Annotated in this window: 17 protein-coding genes; 6 read left to right on the forward strand and 11 right to left on the reverse strand. The window is 40.3% G+C overall.

What is annotated here, in order from left to right:
* Positions 1-50: 50 nt before the first annotated feature.
* From GQR39_RS01075 to GQR39_RS01095, 5 genes are all read right to left on the reverse strand, one after another.
* Complete coding sequence (locus tag GQR39_RS01075) at positions 51-335, reverse strand: addiction module antidote protein (RefSeq protein ID WP_007579952.1); 285 nt, start codon at positions 333-335, stop codon at positions 51-53.
* Positions 336-669: 334 nt separating this feature from the next.
* Complete coding sequence (gene gcvP / locus GQR39_RS01080; protein ID WP_165734611.1) at positions 670-3,561, reverse strand: aminomethyl-transferring glycine dehydrogenase; 2,892 nt, start codon at positions 3,559-3,561, stop codon at positions 670-672.
* 161 nt (positions 3,562-3,722) lie between these two features.
* Positions 3,723-4,112, reverse strand: a complete 390-nt coding sequence (gene gcvH, locus GQR39_RS01085) for a glycine cleavage system protein GcvH (RefSeq protein ID WP_002958029.1) — start codon at positions 4,110-4,112, stop codon at positions 3,723-3,725.
* A gap of 73 nt (positions 4,113-4,185) precedes the next feature.
* Positions 4,186-5,268: a glycine cleavage system aminomethyltransferase GcvT gene (gene gcvT, locus GQR39_RS01090; protein ID WP_024599316.1), complete on the reverse strand. Its 1,083-nt coding sequence runs from the start codon at positions 5,266-5,268 to the stop codon at positions 4,186-4,188.
* A gap of 114 nt (positions 5,269-5,382) precedes the next feature.
* A complete protein-coding gene (locus tag GQR39_RS01095) occupies positions 5,383-5,982 on the reverse strand; it encodes a hypothetical protein (protein ID WP_002958026.1) in 600 nt (199 codons plus the stop codon).
* A 126-nt stretch (positions 5,983-6,108) separates the two neighbouring features.
* Here GQR39_RS01095 and GQR39_RS01100 point away from each other — a divergent pair, with 126 nt between their 5' ends.
* Together GQR39_RS01100 and GQR39_RS01105 are read left to right on the forward strand one after the other, a co-directional pair.
* Entirely contained in the window at positions 6,109-6,960 is an 852-nt protein-coding gene (locus GQR39_RS01100; protein WP_165734612.1) for a LysR family transcriptional regulator, read from the forward strand.
* Between the two features lie 188 nt (positions 6,961-7,148).
* Positions 7,149-9,305, forward strand: a complete 2,157-nt coding sequence (locus GQR39_RS01105) for a TonB-dependent receptor (RefSeq protein WP_165734613.1) — start codon at positions 7,149-7,151, stop codon at positions 9,303-9,305.
* 430 nt (positions 9,306-9,735) lie between these two features.
* On the opposite strand, the gene rlmB is transcribed toward GQR39_RS01105, so the two are convergent.
* From rlmB to GQR39_RS01130, 5 genes are all read right to left on the reverse strand, one after another.
* Positions 9,736-10,479 carry a 23S rRNA (guanosine(2251)-2'-O)-methyltransferase RlmB gene (gene rlmB / locus GQR39_RS01110; protein ID WP_007378377.1) on the reverse strand — a complete coding sequence of 248 codons (744 nt, stop codon included), beginning with the start codon at positions 10,477-10,479 and terminating at the stop codon, positions 9,736-9,738.
* Positions 10,476-12,971 (reverse strand): ribonuclease R, encoded by a 2,496-nt coding sequence (gene rnr / locus GQR39_RS01115; protein ID WP_165734614.1) that lies wholly within the window; start codon positions 12,969-12,971, stop codon positions 10,476-10,478. Before rnr ends, rlmB begins: the two co-directional genes overlap by 4 nt.
* A 199-nt stretch (positions 12,972-13,170) precedes the next feature.
* Entirely contained in the window at positions 13,171-13,905 is a 735-nt protein-coding gene (locus GQR39_RS01120) for an enoyl-CoA hydratase/isomerase family protein (RefSeq protein ID WP_165734615.1), read from the reverse strand.
* Positions 13,906-14,019: 114 nt separating this feature from the next.
* Complete coding sequence (locus tag GQR39_RS01125; protein WP_058154167.1) at positions 14,020-14,634, reverse strand: response regulator transcription factor; 615 nt, start codon at positions 14,632-14,634, stop codon at positions 14,020-14,022.
* Positions 14,634-15,734, reverse strand: a complete 1,101-nt coding sequence (locus GQR39_RS01130) for a sensor histidine kinase (RefSeq protein WP_024592880.1) — start codon at positions 15,732-15,734, stop codon at positions 14,634-14,636. The genes GQR39_RS01125 and GQR39_RS01130 overlap by 1 nt, the downstream gene beginning before the upstream one ends.
* A 326-nt stretch (positions 15,735-16,060) precedes the next feature.
* Between GQR39_RS01130 and GQR39_RS01135 the strand changes: the two genes are divergently transcribed.
* The 4 genes from GQR39_RS01135 to queG all read left to right on the forward strand — a co-directional run bounded on the left by GQR39_RS01135 (position 16,061) and on the right by queG (position 20,094).
* Positions 16,061-16,927 (forward strand): DMT family transporter, encoded by an 867-nt coding sequence (locus GQR39_RS01135; RefSeq protein ID WP_007579930.1) that lies wholly within the window; start codon positions 16,061-16,063, stop codon positions 16,925-16,927.
* Complete coding sequence (locus GQR39_RS01140) at positions 16,924-17,628, forward strand: glycerophosphodiester phosphodiesterase family protein (RefSeq protein ID WP_165734616.1); 705 nt, start codon at positions 16,924-16,926, stop codon at positions 17,626-17,628. Before GQR39_RS01135 ends, GQR39_RS01140 begins: the two co-directional genes overlap by 4 nt.
* Positions 17,629-17,673: 45 nt before the next feature.
* On the forward strand, positions 17,674-18,894 hold the full coding sequence (locus GQR39_RS01145) for a methyl-accepting chemotaxis protein (RefSeq protein ID WP_165734617.1): 1,221 nt from the start codon (positions 17,674-17,676) through the stop codon (positions 18,892-18,894).
* Between the two features lie 66 nt (positions 18,895-18,960).
* Positions 18,961-20,094, forward strand: a complete 1,134-nt coding sequence (gene queG, locus GQR39_RS01150) for a tRNA epoxyqueuosine(34) reductase QueG (protein WP_121955309.1) — start codon at positions 18,961-18,963, stop codon at positions 20,092-20,094.
* Positions 20,095-20,140: 46 nt separating this feature from the next.
* On the opposite strand, the gene GQR39_RS01155 is transcribed toward queG, so the two are convergent.
* Positions 20,141-21,268, reverse strand: coding sequence for a response regulator (locus GQR39_RS01155; RefSeq protein WP_165734618.1), 1,128 nt, complete (start codon positions 21,266-21,268; stop codon positions 20,141-20,143).
* Positions 21,269-21,287 lie beyond the last annotated feature (19 nt).

Here is a 21,287-nt window from a genome sequence, read left to right on the forward strand (position 1 = left end):
GCGAGTAAGTATATTTGTGATTCGTTGGGTTTCGTTTCACTCAATCCAGCTTATGCAACTTGTGTTGTAAGGCGAAAGTTAAGTGCTTTCATCACTTTAAAAATAGTTTCCCAACGTGGCTTGGTTTTACCGTTAACGGCTTTATATAAGCTTTCACGGTTTAACCCCGTTGCTTTAGCAATATCACTCACGCCATGTTTTTTTACTAATAAGCCAAGTGCTTCAATAAAGGTATTTGGATCATCATCAGCTAAACACTCTTCTAAAAATGTATTAATTTCTTGCTGTGTTTCCATATAGTCAAACGGGTTAAAATCTGATGTTTGTAGCGCCATGATAATTACTCCAATTTATTCAACTTGCTAAATAAATGTAGCCTAAAAGCTACAGGCGCACAATGTTATTTATAACTTTAAGGCTGCCGCCAGCGCGTCAGCAAGCTTAACGCCTACAATAAATAATACATACTCTTGGCTTTTGAGCGAGTGAATATATTTGTGAATTGTTGGGTTTCGTTTCACTCTACCCAACCTACGCCCATATTATTTATGGTTTATCACCACGCACAAAAAAGCCGTTGCATTGCTGCAACGGCTTTTATAATTTTGATAAATTTTCAAACTATAATGGAACTTACTACCCATTAAAGTTCAAAAATTAGTCTGTCTCTTAGTCGCGATAAGTCTCTACCGCAGGGCATGAACATACTAAGTTACGGTCGCCGTATACGTCATCAATACGTGTAACGGTTGGCCAGAACTTGTTTTTAGCCACTGCAGGCACTGGGAATGCAGCGTAAAAACGGTCGTACGCGCGGTCCCATTCGTTACCTAACACGTCGCCTTGTGTATGCGGTGCAAACACTAGCGGGTTATTTTCAATTGACCATTCGCCTGAGATTACTTTTTCAATTTCGCCTTTAATTGACACCATTGCTTCGATAAAGCGGTCAATCTCACCTTTTGATTCAGACTCCGTTGGCTCAATCATTAATGTGCCAGCAACTGGGAACGACATAGTTGGTGAATGGAAGCCGTAATCTTGCAAGCGCTTAGCTACGTCCATTTCAGTAATGCCTGATAGCTCTTTAAGCGGGCGTAAGTCAACAATACATTCGTGAGCAACACGGTTGTTACGACCACGGTATAAAATTGGGAAGTGCTTGCTTAGCTCATGCGTTAAGTAGTTAGCATTAACAATTGCCATTTCAGTGGCTTGTTTTAAGCCCTCTGACCCCATCATGGTGATGTAAGCCCATGAAATAGGTAAAATAGCCGCTGAGCCATAAGGCGCTGCCGATACCGCACCGTTACCGATGTTAGTACCTGGTACGTTAATTACGCTGTGGTTTGGCATAAACGGCGCAAGGTGCGATTTAACACCAATTGGGCCAACGCCTGGACCACCGCCACCGTGTGGAATACAAAACGTTTTATGCAAGTTTAAGTGCGATACGTCTGAGCCAATAAAGCCTGGGCTTGTTACACCAACTTGCGCGTTCATGTTTGCGCCGTCCATGTAAACTTGGCCGCCGTGCTCATGAATAATGTCACAAATCTCGCGAATTGTTTCTTCGTATACGCCGTGCGTAGACGGGTATGTGATCATGATACACGATAGGTTTTCAGACACTTCCTCAGCTTTCGCTTTTAAATCGGCCATGTCTACGTTACCGTTTTTGTCGCAGTTAACTACCACAATTTTCATGCTCGCCATTTGCGCTGATGCAGGGTTAGTACCGTGCGCAGAGCTTGGGATTAAACATACATTGCGGTGTGCATCGCCGCGTGATTCGTGGTATTTACGAATCGCGATTAAGCCTGCGTATTCACCTTGCGCGCCAGAGTTTGGCTGTAGTGATACTGCATCGTAACCGGTAATGTTTACTAGCCAGTCGTGTAACTCGCCAATCATTATTTGGTAACCCTCTGCTTGATCTAGCGGGCAGAATGGGTGAAGGTTTGCAAACTCAGGCCACGTAATTGGGATCATCTCAGCAGTCGCGTTTAGTTTCATGGTACATGAGCCTAACGAGATCATTGAGTGATTAAGCGATAAGTCTTTGCTTTCTAGTCGCTTAATGTAGCGAAGCATGTCTGTTTCGCTGTGGTAACTGTTAAAGTTTGGATGCGTTAGTACTTCGTCGTCACGTACTAAACTTGCCGGAATTGACTCGCTGCCATTTGCCTCAACGTCGGCTGCAATAGCGTCAACACTTAGGCCATGGCCTTCGCCTAAAATAATATCGAATAACTCAGCGATATCGGCACGTGTTGTTGTCTCTGATACCGAAATTGAGTACTCGTCTTCGTGGTTTGTAGCAAAGTTTACGCCTTTTGCAATTGCACGTGCTATTACGTCGTCTTTACTGTCATCTGCAATTGTAAGGGTATCAAACCACGTGCTGTGCTTAAGTGCGATGCCTTTAGCTTTTAGGCCTGTTGCTAAAATATCAGTAAAGCGATGTATACGCTGCGCGATAGTTTTTAAGCCTTGTGGGCCGTGGTACACCGCGTAAAACGCTGCCATGTTGGCAAGTAGTACCTGTGCTGTACAAATGTTTGAATTGGCTTTGTCGCGGCGAATGTGTTGTTCGCGCGTTTGCATTGCCATACGTAGTGCGTCGTTACCTAAACGGTCTTTAGATACACCAATAATACGACCTGGTAATGAACGTTTGTATGCGTCACGTGTTGCAAAAAATGCAGCATGAGGACCGCCGTAACCCATAGGTACGCCAAAACGTTGAGCCGAACCAAGTACTACGTCTGCGCCTAGTTTACCCGGTGCTTTTAATAGTAATAAACTCATTATGTCGGCAGCAACACAGGCAATCGCCTTTTTGCTTTGTACGCCAGCAATTAGGTCCGTTATGTCTACCACTTCGCCTGATGTGGTTGGGTATTGGAACAATGCGCCAAAAATGTAGTGGTTTACGGCATCTTCTGCTTTACCTACAATTATTTCAAAACCAAACTGCTCGGCACGCGTTGTTACTACGTCGATTGTTTGTGTGTGTACGTCGTCAGCGATAAAAAAGGCATTGGCTTTTTTAGCTTTTGATACGCGTTTTGCAAGGCCCATAGCCTCTGCAGCGGCTGTTGATTCGTCAAGTAGTGATGCACTTGCTAAATCAAGACCGGTTAAATCTAGGGTCATAGTTTGGAAGTTTAATAATGATTCTAAACGCCCTTGTGCAATCTCTGGCTGATACGGTGTGTACGCTGTATACCAACCTGGATTTTCTAGTACGTTACGTAAAATTACGTGCGGTACGTTAGTTGGGTGGTAGCCTTGGCCAATGTACGATTTGAAAACTTTATTTTTGCTTGCTACTGATTTTAGGTAGCTTAGTGTTTCAACTTCAGTACGGCTTTGTCCAACTGTTAGCGGTTGTTCTAGACGAATGCTAGCCGGTACAGTTTGGTCAATGAGCTCTTGCACACTCGATACTTCTAAAGCACTTAGCATATCGCTTACTTGTGCTGGGCTTGGCCCAATATGGCGGCGAATAAAATCTTGCTTTTGCTCTAGTTCTTCAAGAGATTTGGCGTTTGACATGAATCCAGATTCCTATGATCCTAAATGCTAATGGGTAACTAGCATTAATTAAAATATTTGACGATTTAACAGCTCACTCAGTATGGGGTTGTGCGCTGTAAAATCATAAAAGCCCCATTTTTATACATTAAACGGGGCTTTTAGTTATCTTCAAAAAATTATTATTCTTCGTCGATAGTGTGCGAGTAACCTTCAGCGTCTAATAAGTTGTCTAGCTCAGACTCGTCAGATGCTTTAATACGGAATAACCAACCGTCGCCGTAAGCGTCGTTGTTTACTGTTTCAGGTGAGTCTTCAAGCTCTTCGTTAATAGCAACAATTTCGCCACTGATAGGTGCGTAAATGTCTGATGCTGCTTTAACCGACTCTGCTACTGCACAGTCTTCGCCAGCGTCTACTTCGTCGCCAACTTCTGGTAATTCAACAAATACCATGTCGCCAAGAAGTTCTTGTGCATGCTCAGAAATACCAACAGTAAATGTACCGTCGCCCTCGTTACGAACCCACTCGTGTGAAGGTGCGTATTTTAACTCGCTAGGAATGTTGCTCATTTTATTTGTCCTTTGGTTTATATTGGGAGGATACCAATCACAATAATTATTGTGATTGGTATAACCAAATTATTTAAATTATTGATTTACCGTTACGTACAAAGCTAGGCTTTACTACTTTAACGTTTACTAATTTTTTACGCATTTCTACTTGAGCTGTATCGCCTGTTGAACGTGGTACACGTGCAAGGGCTACACTAAAACCAAGTGTTGGTGAGAAAGTACCTGAGGTAATAACACCCTCCCCACCGTCAACAATTACTTTAGAACCGCTACGCAACACGCCTTTTTCCTCAAACACTAAGCCAACTAGTTTGTCAGTGCTTTTTTCTGCGCGTTGCTTAACAAGTACGTCACGACCAATAAAGTCGCGATCTTCTGGTTCCCATGCAATGGTCCATGCCATGTTAGCGGCAAGTGGTGATACGCTTTCGTCCATATCTAGGCCGTAAAGGTTCATACCTGCTTCTAAACGTAGCGTGTCGCGTGCACCTAAACCAGCAGGCTTAACCCCTGCGTCTAGCAGTTGTTGCCATAAATCGGCTGCTTGGTCGTTCGGTACTACTATTTCGTAACCGTCTTCGCCAGTATAACCCGTTGTGGCAATAAATAAATCACCTACTTGAACACCAAAAAACGGTTTCATGCCTTCAACCGCGGCTTGTTGCTCAGCATTTAAAAGAGTGGCTGTTTTTGCTTTAGCGTTAGGGCCTTGTACTGCAATCATTGCAAACTCTGGGCGCTCTGTAACGGTTACGTCAAAGTCGCTCGATACGTTAGCTAAATGCGCTAGGTCTTTTTCGCGCGTTGCTGAGTTAACAACTAGGCGGTAAAAGGTTTCGCTAAAGAAATAAATAATTAAGTCATCTATTACACCGCCTTGCTCGTTAAGCATGCCTGTGTAAAGCGCTTTACCTGGTACGGTTAATTTTGCAACGTCGTTAGCTACTAGCTTACGTAAAAATGCTTGTGCTTGAGGCCCTTCAATATCAACAATAGTCATGTGTGATACGTCAAACATACCTGCGTCGGTACGCACGCTATTGTGTTCTTCTATTTGTGAGCCGTAGTTGATTGGCATTTCCCAGCCATGAAAATCAACCATTTTAGCGCCCGCTTCTAGGTGCTTAGCATGTAGTACAGTTTTAGAAGTCATAACATTCCTTCACGTTTAAATTAACCCTGTTTAGGGCGTGGCTTAAATTAGTTTTTACTTAACCGTAATTAAAAACAGGTAAACATTGTTATGTTCACCTGTTGTTTGTATTCGTTATGCGGCTTCACTATGCATAAGTGCAAAACCTTGCGCTTGCATGTAGCTTTGCCATTTTTGTAATTCTTGTTGTTTAGCTACTAATACAAAGTGTTGTTCGTCGTTTTTATCAATGGCGGTAATAAATACATCACCACTTTGCGCACCGTAGCATAGTTGCGCGTCAGAAAGGCGCAAACCGGGTGTTAATTTAAAAGCATTTACTAGAGTATCAAACGCGTTGTCGCCACTTAAAATAAAGCTTGCTAGGTCGGTGCGTACTACATAATCAATATCAAAACGTAGTTGTTGCTCGTTTATAAGTGCTTGTAGTTGAAGGCTTGCGTTGTGTGGCAGTACGAATCTAAAGGCGGTTTCGCTAAAGTAATAAACAGCAAAGCTGTAGTCAGAATTATAGTCGCCATCAAGCGTGCCTTTTAAGCCTAAACCGCTGGCGGTAAGCTTAGTTAAATCAAGGCCTAAAATAGTGCTTAAAAATACACTGGTTTCGGTGCCGCTAAAATCCATTACAACGTGATTGTTGTTAGTTTGCAAAGCGTTAGTAACCGCACTACTTGCGTTGCTGTGGCGGGCAAACATTATTGGGTTAAAAGTCATAACAAACACCTGTGTATTTTCGATTACAAAAGTATATTGCCCACGCCTACCAACAACAAATTGTAATTTTTTATCAATTGATAAATAATACTTATATATATAGCTATATAAATTGTAATTTTAAATATGAAAAACATATCAACAGACGGTTTACGTACTTTTGTAATGGTAGTTGAAATAGGTGGCTTTGCTAAAGCAGGCGATTTACTTGGCCTGTCGCAACCTGCTGTAAGTTTGCAAATAAAGCGCTTAGAAGACGTGCTCGGATATAAACTATTTAAAAAACAAGGACAGCGCCAAGTATTAAACCAGTACGGCGAGCTATTATTGCCTATGGCAAAGCAAATGATGCAACACAACGATGCTATTTTGCAGCAGTTCACATCAGAAAACATCGCAGGTAAAGTGCGCTTGGGTATTCCGAGCGAATTTGCTGCGCGTATTTTACCTTCTATTATTGGCGACTTTGTGGCGCTCTACCCTGAGGTGTCGTTAGAAGTTAAGTCGCGTTTAAGTAAACATTTACTTTCGGCTTCTCGCCAAGATCAGTTCGATTTAGTACTTGCGCTAAATGAGCGACTTAACTCTGATAAGTTCCCTATTTTTATGCAAGACGAGCTGGTGTGGGTGGGCGACCTGTCACTTGCTCAAAACGAGGTGGTTACGCTAGTTACCGCGCCAGAGGGGTGTATTTATCGTCGCCGTGCAATTGATGCATTAAAAAGTGCGGGCATAAAATACCGAATTGTATATAGCAACGCCGATTTAACCGGCCTTATTGCTGCATTAAAAGAAGGCTTAGGTATTACCGTACTTGCTAAAAGCACAGTACCGAGTGAGCTTAACTATCAAGTTCAAACCAAACATTTACCCACGCTTGGTAATATTGGTATTAGTTTAATTAAAAGTTCGGGTGAATCGGATCATGCAGTAGATAAGCTCGCGGAGTTTATAGCGCTACGTTTAGGTTATAGCTAATCAAAACTTTATAACGAGTAAAGCAATTACAAACTAATACAAAAGAAACAATTTAGTTAACAAAGTTGCATAAGTAGGTGCTTTTAGTTCTATTAAACTGAATAATTAAATACTTAATAACATTGATTCGTATTCGTTAACGTGTTCAAATTACGCCAATTAAGATAATTGACATGATTAGGAACACAATGAACCCTAAGTTTTTAGTATCTACCCTGGCAACTGCGGTTGCTTTGTCTTTTAGTGCTACTGCAATAGCAAAAGACACCAGCAATAAAGAACAACGCTTTGAACAAATTACCGTTATTGGCTCTCAGCAAGCAATCAACGATATTCCTGGTTCGGCTACGTTTATTTCTGATGAAGAACTTCAAAAATTCAAATTTACTGATATTTCTCGCGTTTTAGCGTCTGTTCCGGGCGTTTACGTGCAAGAAGAAGACGGCTACGGCCTTCGTCCTAATATTGGTATGCGCGGCACAGGTACTGGTCGTAACGATAAAATATCAGTAATGGAAGACGGTGTATTAGTTGCACCAGCACCATATTCAGCACCTTCTGCTTACTACTTCCCTACTACGGGTCGTATGGAGTCTATTGAAGTATTAAAAGGCGCGGCATCAGTTAAGTATGGCCCGCGTACTACGGGCGGTGTTTTAAACTTACTTTCGCGCAGCTTACCTACTGAGCCAAATAGCTCAAAGGGTATGGTAGATGCTGCCCTTGGTGGTGATGGATATTACAAAGGTCACGCTTACTTCGGTAAAGAAAAAAACAACACAGCAGGCTTAATTGAAGTATTTACTTACGGCGCAGATGGCTTTAAAGAGCTGCCAGTAGGTAATGACAACACCGGCTTTGAAAAAACAGATTTACTATTAAAGTTTGGCCATACGTTTGGTCAAAACGATGCGCATAATCTTGAGCTAAAAATTAAGTACTCTGACGAAACATCAGACGAAACATACATGGGCTTAACTGACGAAGACTATCAAGAAAGTCCTTATCGTCGTTATGCTGCATCGCAAAACGATGAAATGAATACGCGCCACAACGCATACCAACTTAACTACGCGTACCGTTTTGGTGATGGCTATGAGTTTTTAGCTACGGCTTACTTAAACGATTTTCATCGTAACTGGTATAAAGCCAGCAAAGTAAGCGAAAGCTACCTTGAACAATACAGTGAATTTGAAGCAAACCCGACAAGCGAAGGTATTGAAGGTATTGGTATTAAAGCTAATAACCGCGATTACCAAGCTAAAGGTATTCAGTCTGAATTACATATTCCTGCAGGCGATCACTATGTGACTGTTGGCGTACGTTACCACGAAGACGAAATGGATCGTTTTCAATGGGAAGACAAATACACACTTAATCAAGACCTAAGCTTAACGCTTACAGAGCAAGGTGTTCCGGGCTCTGACAGCAACCGTGTAGATAGCGCAGAAGCAAGTACCTTGTTTATTCAAGACGAGTGGACAATTGATGCATTAGTAGTAAGTGCAGGTCTTCGTTATGAAGATATTACTATTACGCGTGAAGAGTGGTCTAAATCAGATCCAACACGCAGCAACGGTTTAACTAAAGATGTGTCGAACGACACAGAGATTTTAGTTCCGTCGTTAGGTGCTACTTACACGCTTAACGAAAACGTAACGCTACTTGCGGGCATTCAAAAAGGTTATGCACCAGCAGCACCTGGTAATGCTGACCAAGAAGAAGAAGAAAGTGTAAACATTGAGTTTGGCTCTCGCTTTAATATGGATGGCTTTAGCGGTGAAGTAATTGCGTTTTACTCTGACTACAGCAACATGCACGGTAACTGTACTGCAGCTGTTGGTTGTAGCGACGACAACATTGGCGACCAATACAACTACGGTGAAGTAGAAGTAGCGGGCTTTGAATTTAGTGCAGCACGTACGTTTGCAACTGATACAGCTATGTTCCCAGTTAAATTAACGTATACCTACACAGACTCTGAGTTTAAAAACGATTTTGATTCAGAAATTTGGGGCACGGTAGAAAAAGGCGATGCAATGCCTTACGTACCAGAAAACCAAGTAGCGTTATCGTTAGGTGCTGAGTTTTCTGCGTTTGTAGTTAACAGCCAAATACGTTACGTATCTGATGCGCATGCTAACTTAACGCAGTCGGGCTTAAACGCAATTGATAGCCGCGTAGTATGGGATTTAGCTGCTAAATACTTAATCGATGAAAATCAAAAAATATACCTAAGCGTTGATAATTTGTTTGATAAAACATACGTTGCTAACCGTTCAAACGGTGGCATTCAACCAGGTAAGCCGCGTACTGTACAGATGGGCTACACTTACTCATTCTAAATTGAAAGCTGGTTAAACGGTTCACTAACAGCGTTGATAATTTTTTATGTAAAAGCACTACACATCTAAATTATTGCCTTGTTATTAAACCGTTTACCTGCGCTTTGTATGAGATAAACGGTTCACTAACAGCGTTAATAATTTTTTATGTAAGAACACTACACATCTAAATTATTGCCTTGTTATTAAACCGTTTACCTGCGCTTTGTATAGGAGAAATGGTTCACTAGCTGCGTTAAAAATAACTCATATAAGAACAACTATATTTCGTTATTTTTGCCTTGCTATAGGGTTATTTTCCTATCGCTATGATAGAGCATCAATTCAGTACAATTGGTGCAAAGTTAAAAGCGTAAGTTACAGATACAAAAAAGCCGAGATTGAATTTCAATCTCGGCTTTTTAATACATAAAACTTATCGTTTTATATATTAGTTATTTGCGTTACGTTGGCGTAATACTTCAAACAAACAAATACCCGTGGCTACCGATACGTTTAAGCTTGAAACAGTACCCGCCATTGGGATTTTAACGAGCATATCGCAATGCTCACGCGTTAAGCGTCGCATGCCCTCGCCTTCTGCGCCCATAACAATCGCCATTGGCCCCGTTAAGCTTGCATCAAATACGTGGTTATCAGTTTCGCCAGCAGTGCCTACAACCCATACGCCTGCATCTTTAATTTCGCGAAGCGTACGTGCAAGGTTAGTCACTTGAATAAGCGGTACTGTTTCGGCTGCGCCACAAGCAACTTTACGTGCTGTGCCGTTAAGCTTGGCAGAGCGATCTTTAGGTACAATTATAGCGTGAACACCTGCAGCGTCTGCACTACGTAGACATGCGCCTAAGTTATGCGGATCGGTAATACCATCAAGTACAAGTAAAAACGGTGTGTCTTCACGAGCGATTATTGCATCAAGATCTTTTTCGTTAAACGTTGGCGCTGCTTTTACGTTGGCAATAATACCTTGATGCTGCTCACCCTTTGATTTGCTATCAAGGGCTTTACGCTGCATAAACTGTACTGAAATACCAAACTTACGTGCTTCATCAATAATCGGAGTTGAGCGTTTGTCGTCACGACCTTTAAGGGCGTAAATTTCTACAAAGCGCTCTGGCTCGCTTTCTAAAATTGCTTCAACAGAGTGAAAGCCAAAAATTAATTCATTACTCACGTATTATCTGCTCCTGGGCTAGTACTTTTACGGGCATTTTTGCCAGCTCTTTTAGGCTTTTTAACTGCCTTCTTCTTCGGCTTTTTCTTTACGGCAGTGTCTGCTGCTTTTTTATCTGCGGGTTTAGTTGCAGACTTATTTACAGGCTTGCCTTTATCTTTATTTGCTGGCTTTTTTTTACCTTTTGGTTTGTCATCACTGTGCGACTTTTTACCCGGTACTTTGCCTGCTTTTAATTGCGAACGCACACTTGCTGGCGCATGCTCAGATTTACCTGAACCTTTTTTTGGCGCACGACGACGTGAGTATCTGTCTTGTGCAACATCGCCTTTAAGCGTTAAGTTGATACGGCGATCGTCTAAACTAACCGACGCAACTTTTACTGTTACTTTATCGCCAAGGCGATAAACTTTGTGTGAGTGCTCACCTATTAGGGTGTGTTTTGCAGCATCATGCGCAAAAAACTCGTCGCCTAAATTAGTAACATGAATAAGCCCATCAATTTGTAAATCGTCTAAACGAATAAACAAACCAAAGTTAGTGACCGATGAAATAACACCGTCAAACTCGTCACCTACGTGATCTTGCATAAACTCACATTTAAGCCAATCCGCTACTTCGCGAGTTGCATCATCGGCGCGGCGCTCTGTGGTAGAACACTGCTCACCAAGTTGATCAACTTCGTCGTCGGTATAAGCGTATTCGCCAGACGTTTGCTGACCTTGTGCTTTTATAACTGCTTTAATAGCACGATGTACTACTAAATCTGGGTAACGACGTATTGGCGATGTAAAGTGCGCATAAGCCGATAACGCTAAACCAAAGTGACCAATGTTATCTGGCTGATATACAGCTTGTTTCATTGAACGCAGTAGCATAGTTTGAATAAGCTCGGCTTCTGGGCTGTCACCTAGTCGCGCTAATACTTGGGTTATTTCTTTTGGTGTTGGCTCGTCGCTTAATGTGCTTTGAATACCTAACTCGCCTAAAAACTTAGTAAAGTTACCTAGTTTTTCGCTGTCTGGTTCGTCATGCACACGATAAAGCGCGCTTGCTTCGTGCTTTTCAAGAATTTTAGCCGCCGATACGTTGGCTAAAATCATACATTCTTCAATCAGTTTGTGCGCGTCGTTACGAATAACAGGCACTATTGATTCTATTTTACGCTGAGCGTTAAATACAAAACGTGTTTCTAGGGTTTCAAACTCAATGGCACCACGGTCTTGGCGTGCTGCTTTAAGTGCCATATACATTTGCTGTAAGTCAGTTAAATGTGGCACTACGGCTGAGTATTCTTCGCGTAGTTTTTCGTCGTTTTGTAAAATGGCATTTACTTTGGTGTAAGTTAAACGCGCATGCGAGTTCATTATCGCTTCGTAAAACTTATAGCCCGAAAGTTTACCCGAGCTCGATACGGTCATTTCGGCAACCATACATAAGCGATCTACTTTTGGATTAAGCGAACATAATCCGTTAGAAAGCACTTTTGGTAGCATCGGAATTACTTGCTCAGGGAAATACACTGAGTTACCACGCAAAATTGCTTCTTTGTTAAGCGGCGTGTTCATTCCTACGTAATGCGATACATCGGCAATGGCAACCCATAAGCGCCAGCCACCCGATTTTTTAGGTTCACAGTACACGGCGTCATCAAAGTCGCGAGCGTCTTCGCCATCAATGGTTACAAGTGGTAAGTCACGTAAATCTACGCGGCCTTTTTTGTCAGCGTCTTCAACAAACTCACCTAGGTGAGCAACTTGTGCTTCAACTTCTTCTGGCCATACATGTGGAATATCGTGATTGCGCAGTGCGACTTCAATTTCCATACCTGGGGCTAAATGCTCACCAAGTACATCAATAATTTTACCTACCGCGTTCATGTTGCGGCTTGGATTTTGAGTGATTTTAACCTGCACCATTTGGTTATGGCGGGCACCGTTTTCGTTGCCTGGTAAAATCATTATATCTTGCGTTATGCGCGGGTCTTCAGCTACCACAACGGCAACACCATGCTCTACAAAGTAACGGCCAACAATTGGCGCGCGCTCGTTAGTAAGCACTTTTATAATACGTGCATCGCATTTTGAGCCAGAACCACGTTTAGTGCCTTTAGCTAGTACAATGTCGCCATGTAACACCATATTCATTTGGTGCTTAGCAATAAACCAATCTTTACTCTCGCCTTCAACTTCTAAAAAGCCAAAACCGTCTCTGTGGCCTATTACTTTGCCTTTGGTTAAACCGGCTTCGTCAATTAGGGCATAGCATTTAAATTTATTAAAATACAGCTGTCCGTCACGCTCCATAGCGCGAAGGCGGCGTTTAAATGCTATTTGGCGTTCGTCATCGTTTACTGCTAGTTCTTCACATAATTGCGCGTAGTTAGCAGGTTTTGAACGTTCTTGAAGGTGAGTAAGTATAAACTCACGACTAGGGACTGGGTTTTCGTACTTTTCTTGTTCTCGACTGAGATTTGGATCTTGGTTTGACATTCACTATCTTGTTAGTTGGTTATGTAGGTATTTTAACCCATATAGTTATAATGAGACAGGTAAAAGCGATTAAACTTTTAAGAAAGCACTTTTACCTTGCTGTTTATCTTGCTGTATAGTTTAAAAATCTAGCGCAATGGGGCTTAACGACCCCTTAACTGCAAAGTATTTTCATCTAGTAGCAATACTAAGACTTATACTATTTTTTTTGTAGGTTTTTCCAGAGCAGTTTGCTTATATTATCAATAAAGCTTGGGTCTTCTTCTTTCATCGTAAGTAAAATCTGCTTATTCATTTGTGTTTTATTTTGAGCGTAAATCCAACGATTTTTATTAAATTGCTGGGCAAACTCAAGTGCACCCGCTTGTAGTTCGTCGTTATTTGCAAACACAGCTTCAACCACTTTATTGTCTAGCAACTGCTGTGCACCAACACGCTCTCCTGACATAGCTAAACGATTAAAGAATGTTTGCGAAATAGCTTTATTAATTATAGGAAACATCGACGGTACAAACGGCACCATTACATCCACTTCAGGAAAACAAAAGAAGCCTTTATCTGACTTCATAAATCTAAAATCGCACGCACACGCAAGCACCGAACCATTGCCATAGGTATGCCCGTTTAACGCAGCAATAATAGGCATAGGAAAAGTAACTATGCGCTTAAACAAGTCACTTATTTGAATCATAAAGTCAGAAATAGCTGCTGGTAAAATACTTGGATTGGACATCCATTGAAGGTCGATGCCCAATGACCAGTTTTTGTCACTCGAGGAGGTTAGAATAACTGACTTAATATTTTGATCTGCTTCAATGTGGTCAAGGTGTAAATTAAACTCAGCCAAAAACGCTGGATTGTGACGGTTTTCAGCGGTATTCATGGTGAGTATAGCGGTGTTATTTTTAGTTGTTAGTTCTATTAGATTTGCCATTAAACCCTCTTTTAACGCTTTTTAAGCTAATTTTAAGCTAATTTTAAGCTAATTTTAAGCGCTGTTCGTTACTTTTATAAGTAATACTTTGCTTATAATTTATAAACCCACTATTTAAAGCCATCCTTTTTGTTTAGCTATACGTGCAGCATCTATACGGTTAGTGGCGTTTAGCTTAGCAATAGCGTCTGATAAATAATTACGTGTAGTACCTTCGCTTATAAATAACTGCTTGGCTATGTCGCTTGTTTTAAGCCCGTCGCTTGCAAGTTTAAGTGCTTTTCGCTCTTTATCGGTAAGTGGATCTGCGTCGTCCAATGCATTAATAGCAAGCTCTGGGTCTATCACTTTTTGCCCCTGCATTACTTTTTTAAGCGCATTTATTAGCTCTTCACTGGGTGCTTCTTTTAAAATAAAACCTTTAACACCTGCCGTAAGCGCTCGCCTAATATAACCCGCACGAGAAAATGTAGTCATAATAACCATTTTTATAGCGGGAAACTTAGCGGCTATTTTTTCACTCAGCTCTATACCATTCATGGTTGGCATTTCTATATCGGTTAAAATTATATCGGGATGTAAATCACTATCAAGCGCTTCAATTGCATTAAGTGCATCTTGCCCGTTACTTGCTTGCCCAATAATCTCAATATTAAAATCGAGTCCTAACAATGCTGCTACTGCGTCGCGCACAAGCGCTTGATCTTCCACTAAATACACTCTGATCATTATAAATCCTTAGCTGAAATTGGTAGCATTACATTTAAAGTAAAAATATCGCCACAGGTAAATGTTGCACTACCATTGAGTTGCTCTGCTCGCTCTTTAATACCATTTAGGCCATTGCCCGAATTTAATGTGGAGCACGGTGCACGATCAATAACGGTAATGAGTAGCTGCTGCGCTGTTTGTTCTATATTTATTTCGCAATTTTTTGTGCTGCTATGACGTAGCAAATTGGTAACGGCTTCTTTAATTATAAGGCCTGCGATGCCCTCTACTTTAGCGGGTAGAGTATTTAAAACTACATTAAATGAAACGTTAAAGTCTTGTTCTATTAATCTTTGTTTTAACTGTGCTACTTGGCTAACAAGGTTAAGCTGTTTTAAATCACTAACGGCGCTTCTTACATCACTAAGTAACTGCCTTGCAAGATCGGCCACTTGTGCAATTTCGCTATTTGCTTGAGCGTAACGCTCACCTTGGTTTAATTTATTGGCAAGCTCAGCTTTTAAAGCAATAGATGACAATGAGTGACCTAAAATATCGTGCAAGTCGCGGGCTATCCGTTCACGCTCAGCAATTGCTGCTAATTGCTCTAATTGGTTAGCGCTTTCTTGCTCACGTTTTTTGTACAGGCTCTCTCTTTTAGCTGCAATACCGTAACTAAATAAGGCTGCACATAAAATCAAAGCAACGGCTAAAAAGTATTGCACCTTCCCTATATCACCAATATATGCGCTTAATAAAACCGTAGATATAATTGCGAGTGCAGCATAAATTCTTTGATGGTAACTGTATGCATAGCCTGCTACGTACGCTGCAAAGCCAAATAAAGTAGGAGTACCTGTGGTGTAAAACGTGGCGCAAAAACAAATTAATAGCATGGCTACAAACAACTTGGTCACCCCTGCACTTTTACAGTTTATTGCTTTTACATATAGAAGAATAAAAGCAACATAAAAGGCTAAAGACATCGTTATTTGGTTAGCAGTAAAGCTCGCAAAATTAATTATTAGTGGGAGTAAATAAAAGCCTGTAAAAATTAAATGCCCATATTTCCAAAAACCTTTATCACTTTGTTGAGAAAAGGAGTTAAGCGAGCTCATACTAATACCTCTGGCATATTATTTTTACTTATAGCACTATTTTTATTAATAAATATAAATAACATAAAAATGCACGCCAGCATAAAGCAATCTGCGTACGTAATCGTAAAACTTAACGCCTCTAGCACTTCATTAATAGTTAAGCTGATTAAAATTAAAGAATTCATAATTATCCCCTGTTGAGTAAGGTAACTATGCCAGCGTATAAAAATAATAAGAGTGTGAAGTGTCATCAACTTTTATGACATTTGTCATGCGATAAAAAATTCATCTTAAGAATTTTTAAGCAATGTTAATATGTTCAAAAAGTACAACAAGGAAACTAAATGCAATCTCAGCAGCAAAGTTTAATTTATTTGCACATAGCGGTATTACTTTTTGGCGGAACCGCTCTATTTGCCAAGCTTATTGGTTTAAATGCTTTAGATATTACCGTTTACAGAACTGCAATTGCAGGAATGGCTATTTTAGCCATGCTGTATTTTCAAAAAAAACAAATTAAACTCAACAAGCCTAAAGACTACCTTATTGCGTTATTTTTAGGTGTTGCAGTGGGTATTCACTGGGTTACCTATTTTGCTGGTATGCAAATGGCCGGTATAACTATTGGAATGCTGGCATTTTTTAGCTATCCCGTAATGACGGTGTTTTTAGAACCCTTATTTAATAAAAGCAGGCCAAAAGCAAAAGATATAATAAGTGCAGCGGTGGTTGTTTTAGGTATTTACTTATTAGTACCAAGTGCAAACTTAGGCGACGATGTAACCTTAGGTGTAATAACAGGTGTTATATCGGCATTGTTTTTTTCAATCAGAAACATTACCCATAAGCGCTACTTTAGCCAATATGGTGGCCCGCAAACTATGTTTTATCAAACCTTAGTGGCAAGCATTATGCTGTGCGCATTTATAGAAGTGCCGGTATATGAGGTTAGTAATCACGACCTAATTTTAATTGCCATAGCAGGTGTTATCTTTACGGCTACACCTCATTCATTATTTGCAGCAAGTTTAAAGCATTTATCAGCGGCAACTGCGGGGTTAATTTCTTGCTTACAACCACTTTATGGCACCATACTGGCTATAGTAATTATTCATGAACGTCCTACTGTTATGACGTTAGTTGGTGGAGCACTTATTGTTAGTGCCGCTTGTTTTGAAACGTGGTCAATCACTAAAAAGGCTCGACAATGAAAGTATTTGCACACCGTGGTGCCAGTGGGGATTTTCCTGAAAACACCAAAAGCGCTATTTTAGAAGCGTTAAAAGTAGGTGTTGATGGTATTGAAGTAGATATTCAAAGTTCCTTAGATGATTACATGATAATACACGACTCATGGCTCGATAGAACCACCAGCGGTAAAGGTAGGGTGAGTAACTTTACGGCACATGAACTTTCTAAACTTGATGCTGGAAATGGTGAACAAATTCCTACTCTTCAGCAGTTGTTTGATTGGAATAATAATAAATATTTATTAAATATTGAGCTTAAACATACATTTGAACTAGAAAGGTTTGTGGCTCAACTAGAACAAAACATTGAAGCTAACAAAATATCGAAAGCGAATATTTTAGTATCATCGTTTGATCATCATCAACTACAGTGGCTTAAAAGCAAGCTACCATGGCTTAAAATAGGCGCCCTTACTTCTTCTATTCCAATTAACTATGCAAAGTTTGCAAGTGATTTAAATGCTTATAGCGTACATGCAGATAAAACCTTTATAAATAAGGCTTTTGCCGATGATGCAAAAAAAAGAGGCTTAAAGATTTATGCTTATACGGTCGATAGAGAACAAGATATAGCGCTAATGCTTGAGTATGGCATAGACGGAATTTTTACAAATTACCCAGCGCGAACCAAAGCTTACTTGTTATCGTTACAAAAAAGCTAACTTACACCTCCCTAACTAAAATAAGAATCGTAGGGCTTAAGCATAATGAGTAGTTTTATGAAAATTTATAACTATATAGAGCAAACATTCTTTTTTACGTTAACGCGTAAAATAGTCGGTAATTTGAGTTTTGTATTATTGTTCCAAGCAATTACGTTATTTTGGCTGCATCAGAGCTTAAGCGAACAACAGCAAAGTACAGGGCTATTTTGGCTACTTACGCTTGTTATTATATCTGGTTTTATTTTTACTCTTTTTTATATGTGTTTTTTAATTGTTCGCCCTGTTACTGCTATGCGCGATACTTTGATAAAAATAAACCAACAAGATGCAAATTTAGCAGCAAAACTTCCTCACTTTTCGTATGACGAATTTAAAGATTTAAGTACACAATATAATATATTTACTGCCCATTTAAGTGAGTTACTCAGCACAACATATAACAGTGCTCAAGCTAGTGCACACAGTAATATACAAGTCACTGAATCGATGAAAAATACTGAGCAATCAAGCGAGCAACAAATACAGTTAAGCCACAGTGTTATTAATGCCAGTATGCAAATAACCCAAAGCTTACAAAACATAGTAAATAATACAGATAGCGTGCATAACGTTAATAATGAACACCTTAATTTTGTAAAACTATCTGCATCAGAGCTCGCTGCTTTAGTAAAGCAGGTTAAACTTATTACTAATATGCTAGGTAGCTTTTCAAATACAATTGCGGGACTGAAAGAGAACAGTGAAAACATTCGTAGTATTTTAAAAATGGTTGAAGAGTTTTCCGATCAAACTAATTTGTTAGCCCTTAATGCCGCAATAGAAGCAGCTAGAGCGGGTGAAGCTGGCAGAGGGTTTGCCGTAGTTGCAGACGAAGTACGCACACTTTCAATAAAGGTAAGTGGCGCAACTAGGCAAATAAGCGACTTTATTACTCAAATGAATGAGCTAGTAAATGAAACAAATAAAGAGTCAGAGCAATTAATGACTCACTCCAATAATGCACAAAGCTCAATTAGTGCAACCTGTGAGGGTTTTACAAAAATGCTTAGTGAGTTTGAGCACAACCAACAGCAACTACAACAAATAGCCAGTGCTGTACATATGCTTGAGGGCACTCAAACTAATACTCACCAATCGGTAGAGCAAATAGTAGCTTTAGGTGAGCAAGCTAAACAGCAAATAGATACGGCATTAGCCGATAGCGAGCAATCTCAACAGTTAAGCTTACAGACCCAACAACAGTTAAAGCGCTTCGTGCGCTAAGAAGCGTTTTCGGGCTCAGAGAAATATGGTAAATTACGCAGCTATTAATTTAAGTGTGTGAAGTGTGTGAGCAACCCTACCCCAGACTATGAAAAATTAGCCCTACAAATAAAAACCTGGGGGCAAGAGCTTGGTTTTAGCGAAGTAGGTATTACTGATATTGACCTATCTAAGCACGAAGCCCAATTGCAACGCTGGCTTGATGCTGGCTACCACGGCTCGATGGATTATATGGCTGCTCACGGCATGAAACGCGCTCGCCCTGCTGAATTAGTACCTGGTACACAGCGTGTTATATCCGTAAAAATGAATTATCTCCCTCCCGATGCTGGCTTTGCAAAAACCTTAAAAAATAAAGAAAAAGCATACATAAGTCGTTATGCACTGGGTCGTGATTACCATAAATTAATGCGTAATCGTTTAAAAAAACTTGGCCAAAAAATAGAGCAAGAAATTGGCGAATATGGCTTTAGACCCTTTGTAGATTCAGCCCCGGTACTTGAGCGTCAACTTGCCGAAAAAGCCGGTTTAGGGTGGCGTGGTAAGCATTCTTTATTAATTAACCAAGAAGCAGGATCGTGGTTTTTTTTAGGCGAGCTATTTATTGATTTACCTCTACCAATAGATGCAGAGAATACGTTTGAAGGCTGCGGTAAATGTGTTGCTTGTATTACTCTTTGCCCAACAGGTGCAATTGTAGAGCCTTACGTTGTTGATGCACGTAAATGCATATCGTACTTAACGATAGAACACCAAGGCCCTATACCCGAACAATACCGAACTTTATTAGGCAACCGTATCTATGGTTGTGATGATTGCCAGTTGGTATGCCCTTGGAATCGTTATGGACAAATAACGGATGAAAATGACTTTCATCCCCGTACTCAATTAAAAAATAAAGATTTACTTGAGCTATTTGCTTGGGATGAGCCTACATTTTTAAAAAATACCGAAGGCAGCCCTATTCGCCGCATAGGTCACGAACGTTGGTTACGTAATATAGCGGTCGGTTTAGGTAATGCAGAGTTTAGCCCGGCTATTATTCATGCCTTACAAGATAAAAGCCAAATATCCAGCGAGCTTGTTTTAGAACATATTGAATGGGCGCTTGCTCAACAAAACGATAAACAACGATTACAAATTCGTAAAACGGCTAGGTTAATCAGAATCGTAGAAAAAGGCTTACCCAGAGATGCATAATGCAGTTGGAGTAAGCCTTAAAGTAACATTATTTAATTAAATATATTTAGCTCTTTAAAAGCAATGACAGGTCTTGCTCAATTTCAGCAAAAGCTGCTTTTACCTGTTTAACAGACTCCTCTCTGGCCACTGAGTTTTGGATAGTTTCATCTACTTTTTTATAAATAAACACCTCCTGATCTTCATCTAATCCCATTGATGGGATACGTTCTTCGAGCTCTTCTTGTAACTGTTTAAACACTTTTTCGTTGTTTTGACGGTTGTCATTCAATAAGCTAATTAAGCCATGAAACTTACTGTGAACTGTACTTGCTACGGCATTAAGTTTTGCTTGTTGTGATTCAAGCATTTTCTTAGTCATGATGGCGCGTAGCTGCTGCTCGGTAACACTGACAATAAAACATACGTGGTCGCGTATACGCCCGTGCTTATCTGGATCGTGATCAGGCATATTTAAAATAAGTAAGCTAATCAATTCATAGTTAACTAAAATTCGATGCGAAAATTCATGTAAACGCCCTTTGTTTTTAAGCATTTCAAATAGCTCCACCACAATAGGTGAACACACGCCACTTAATGCAAAGTGACTAATTTCATCGTTCTCTCTAAACTCAATATTACTTTGCAAATCAAAAGATTGTAGGCAATCTATAAGCGCTTTACCTAGCTCTTGAGGGTCATTAATAAAGCCTATGTTTTCAACGTAGTTAACTATCTGCCCCATTTCACTGCTGTTAGCCATGGCATTAAATGCAGTTGATGTAGCATCTTCAACTTGCTTTTCAAGGCTTTGTTTTTCAACAAGTACTTGGTTTAAATTTTTAAGCTTTGACTTAAGTTCATCATGGCCAAAGGGTTTTACAATATAGTCTTCTGCACCAACTGAGTAGCCTTCCATGCGCTCTTCAACTGTGCCACGAGCAGACACAAACATAACAATAATGTGTGCTGTATTTGGGTTTGCTTTAAGTGCCTTACATACTTCATAACCGTTCATTTGCGGCATACTTACGTCGAGCAATATAACCTGAGGCATATAGCCTTCAACCATGTTTAAACACTCAGGACCACTTGTTGCTACTTGTAATTCAAAATCAAGATCCTCTAAAATCTCCTCAATAATTTCAAGGTTAAAGGGTTCGTCATCAACGGCAAGTATTTTAGTTAAGCCCATAATTTATCATCCATTCAAA

The organism is Pseudoalteromonas sp. C8, assembly GCF_011378685.1.
In the GTDB taxonomy this organism is placed as follows: Bacteria; Pseudomonadota; Gammaproteobacteria; order Enterobacterales; family Alteromonadaceae; genus Pseudoalteromonas; species Pseudoalteromonas arctica.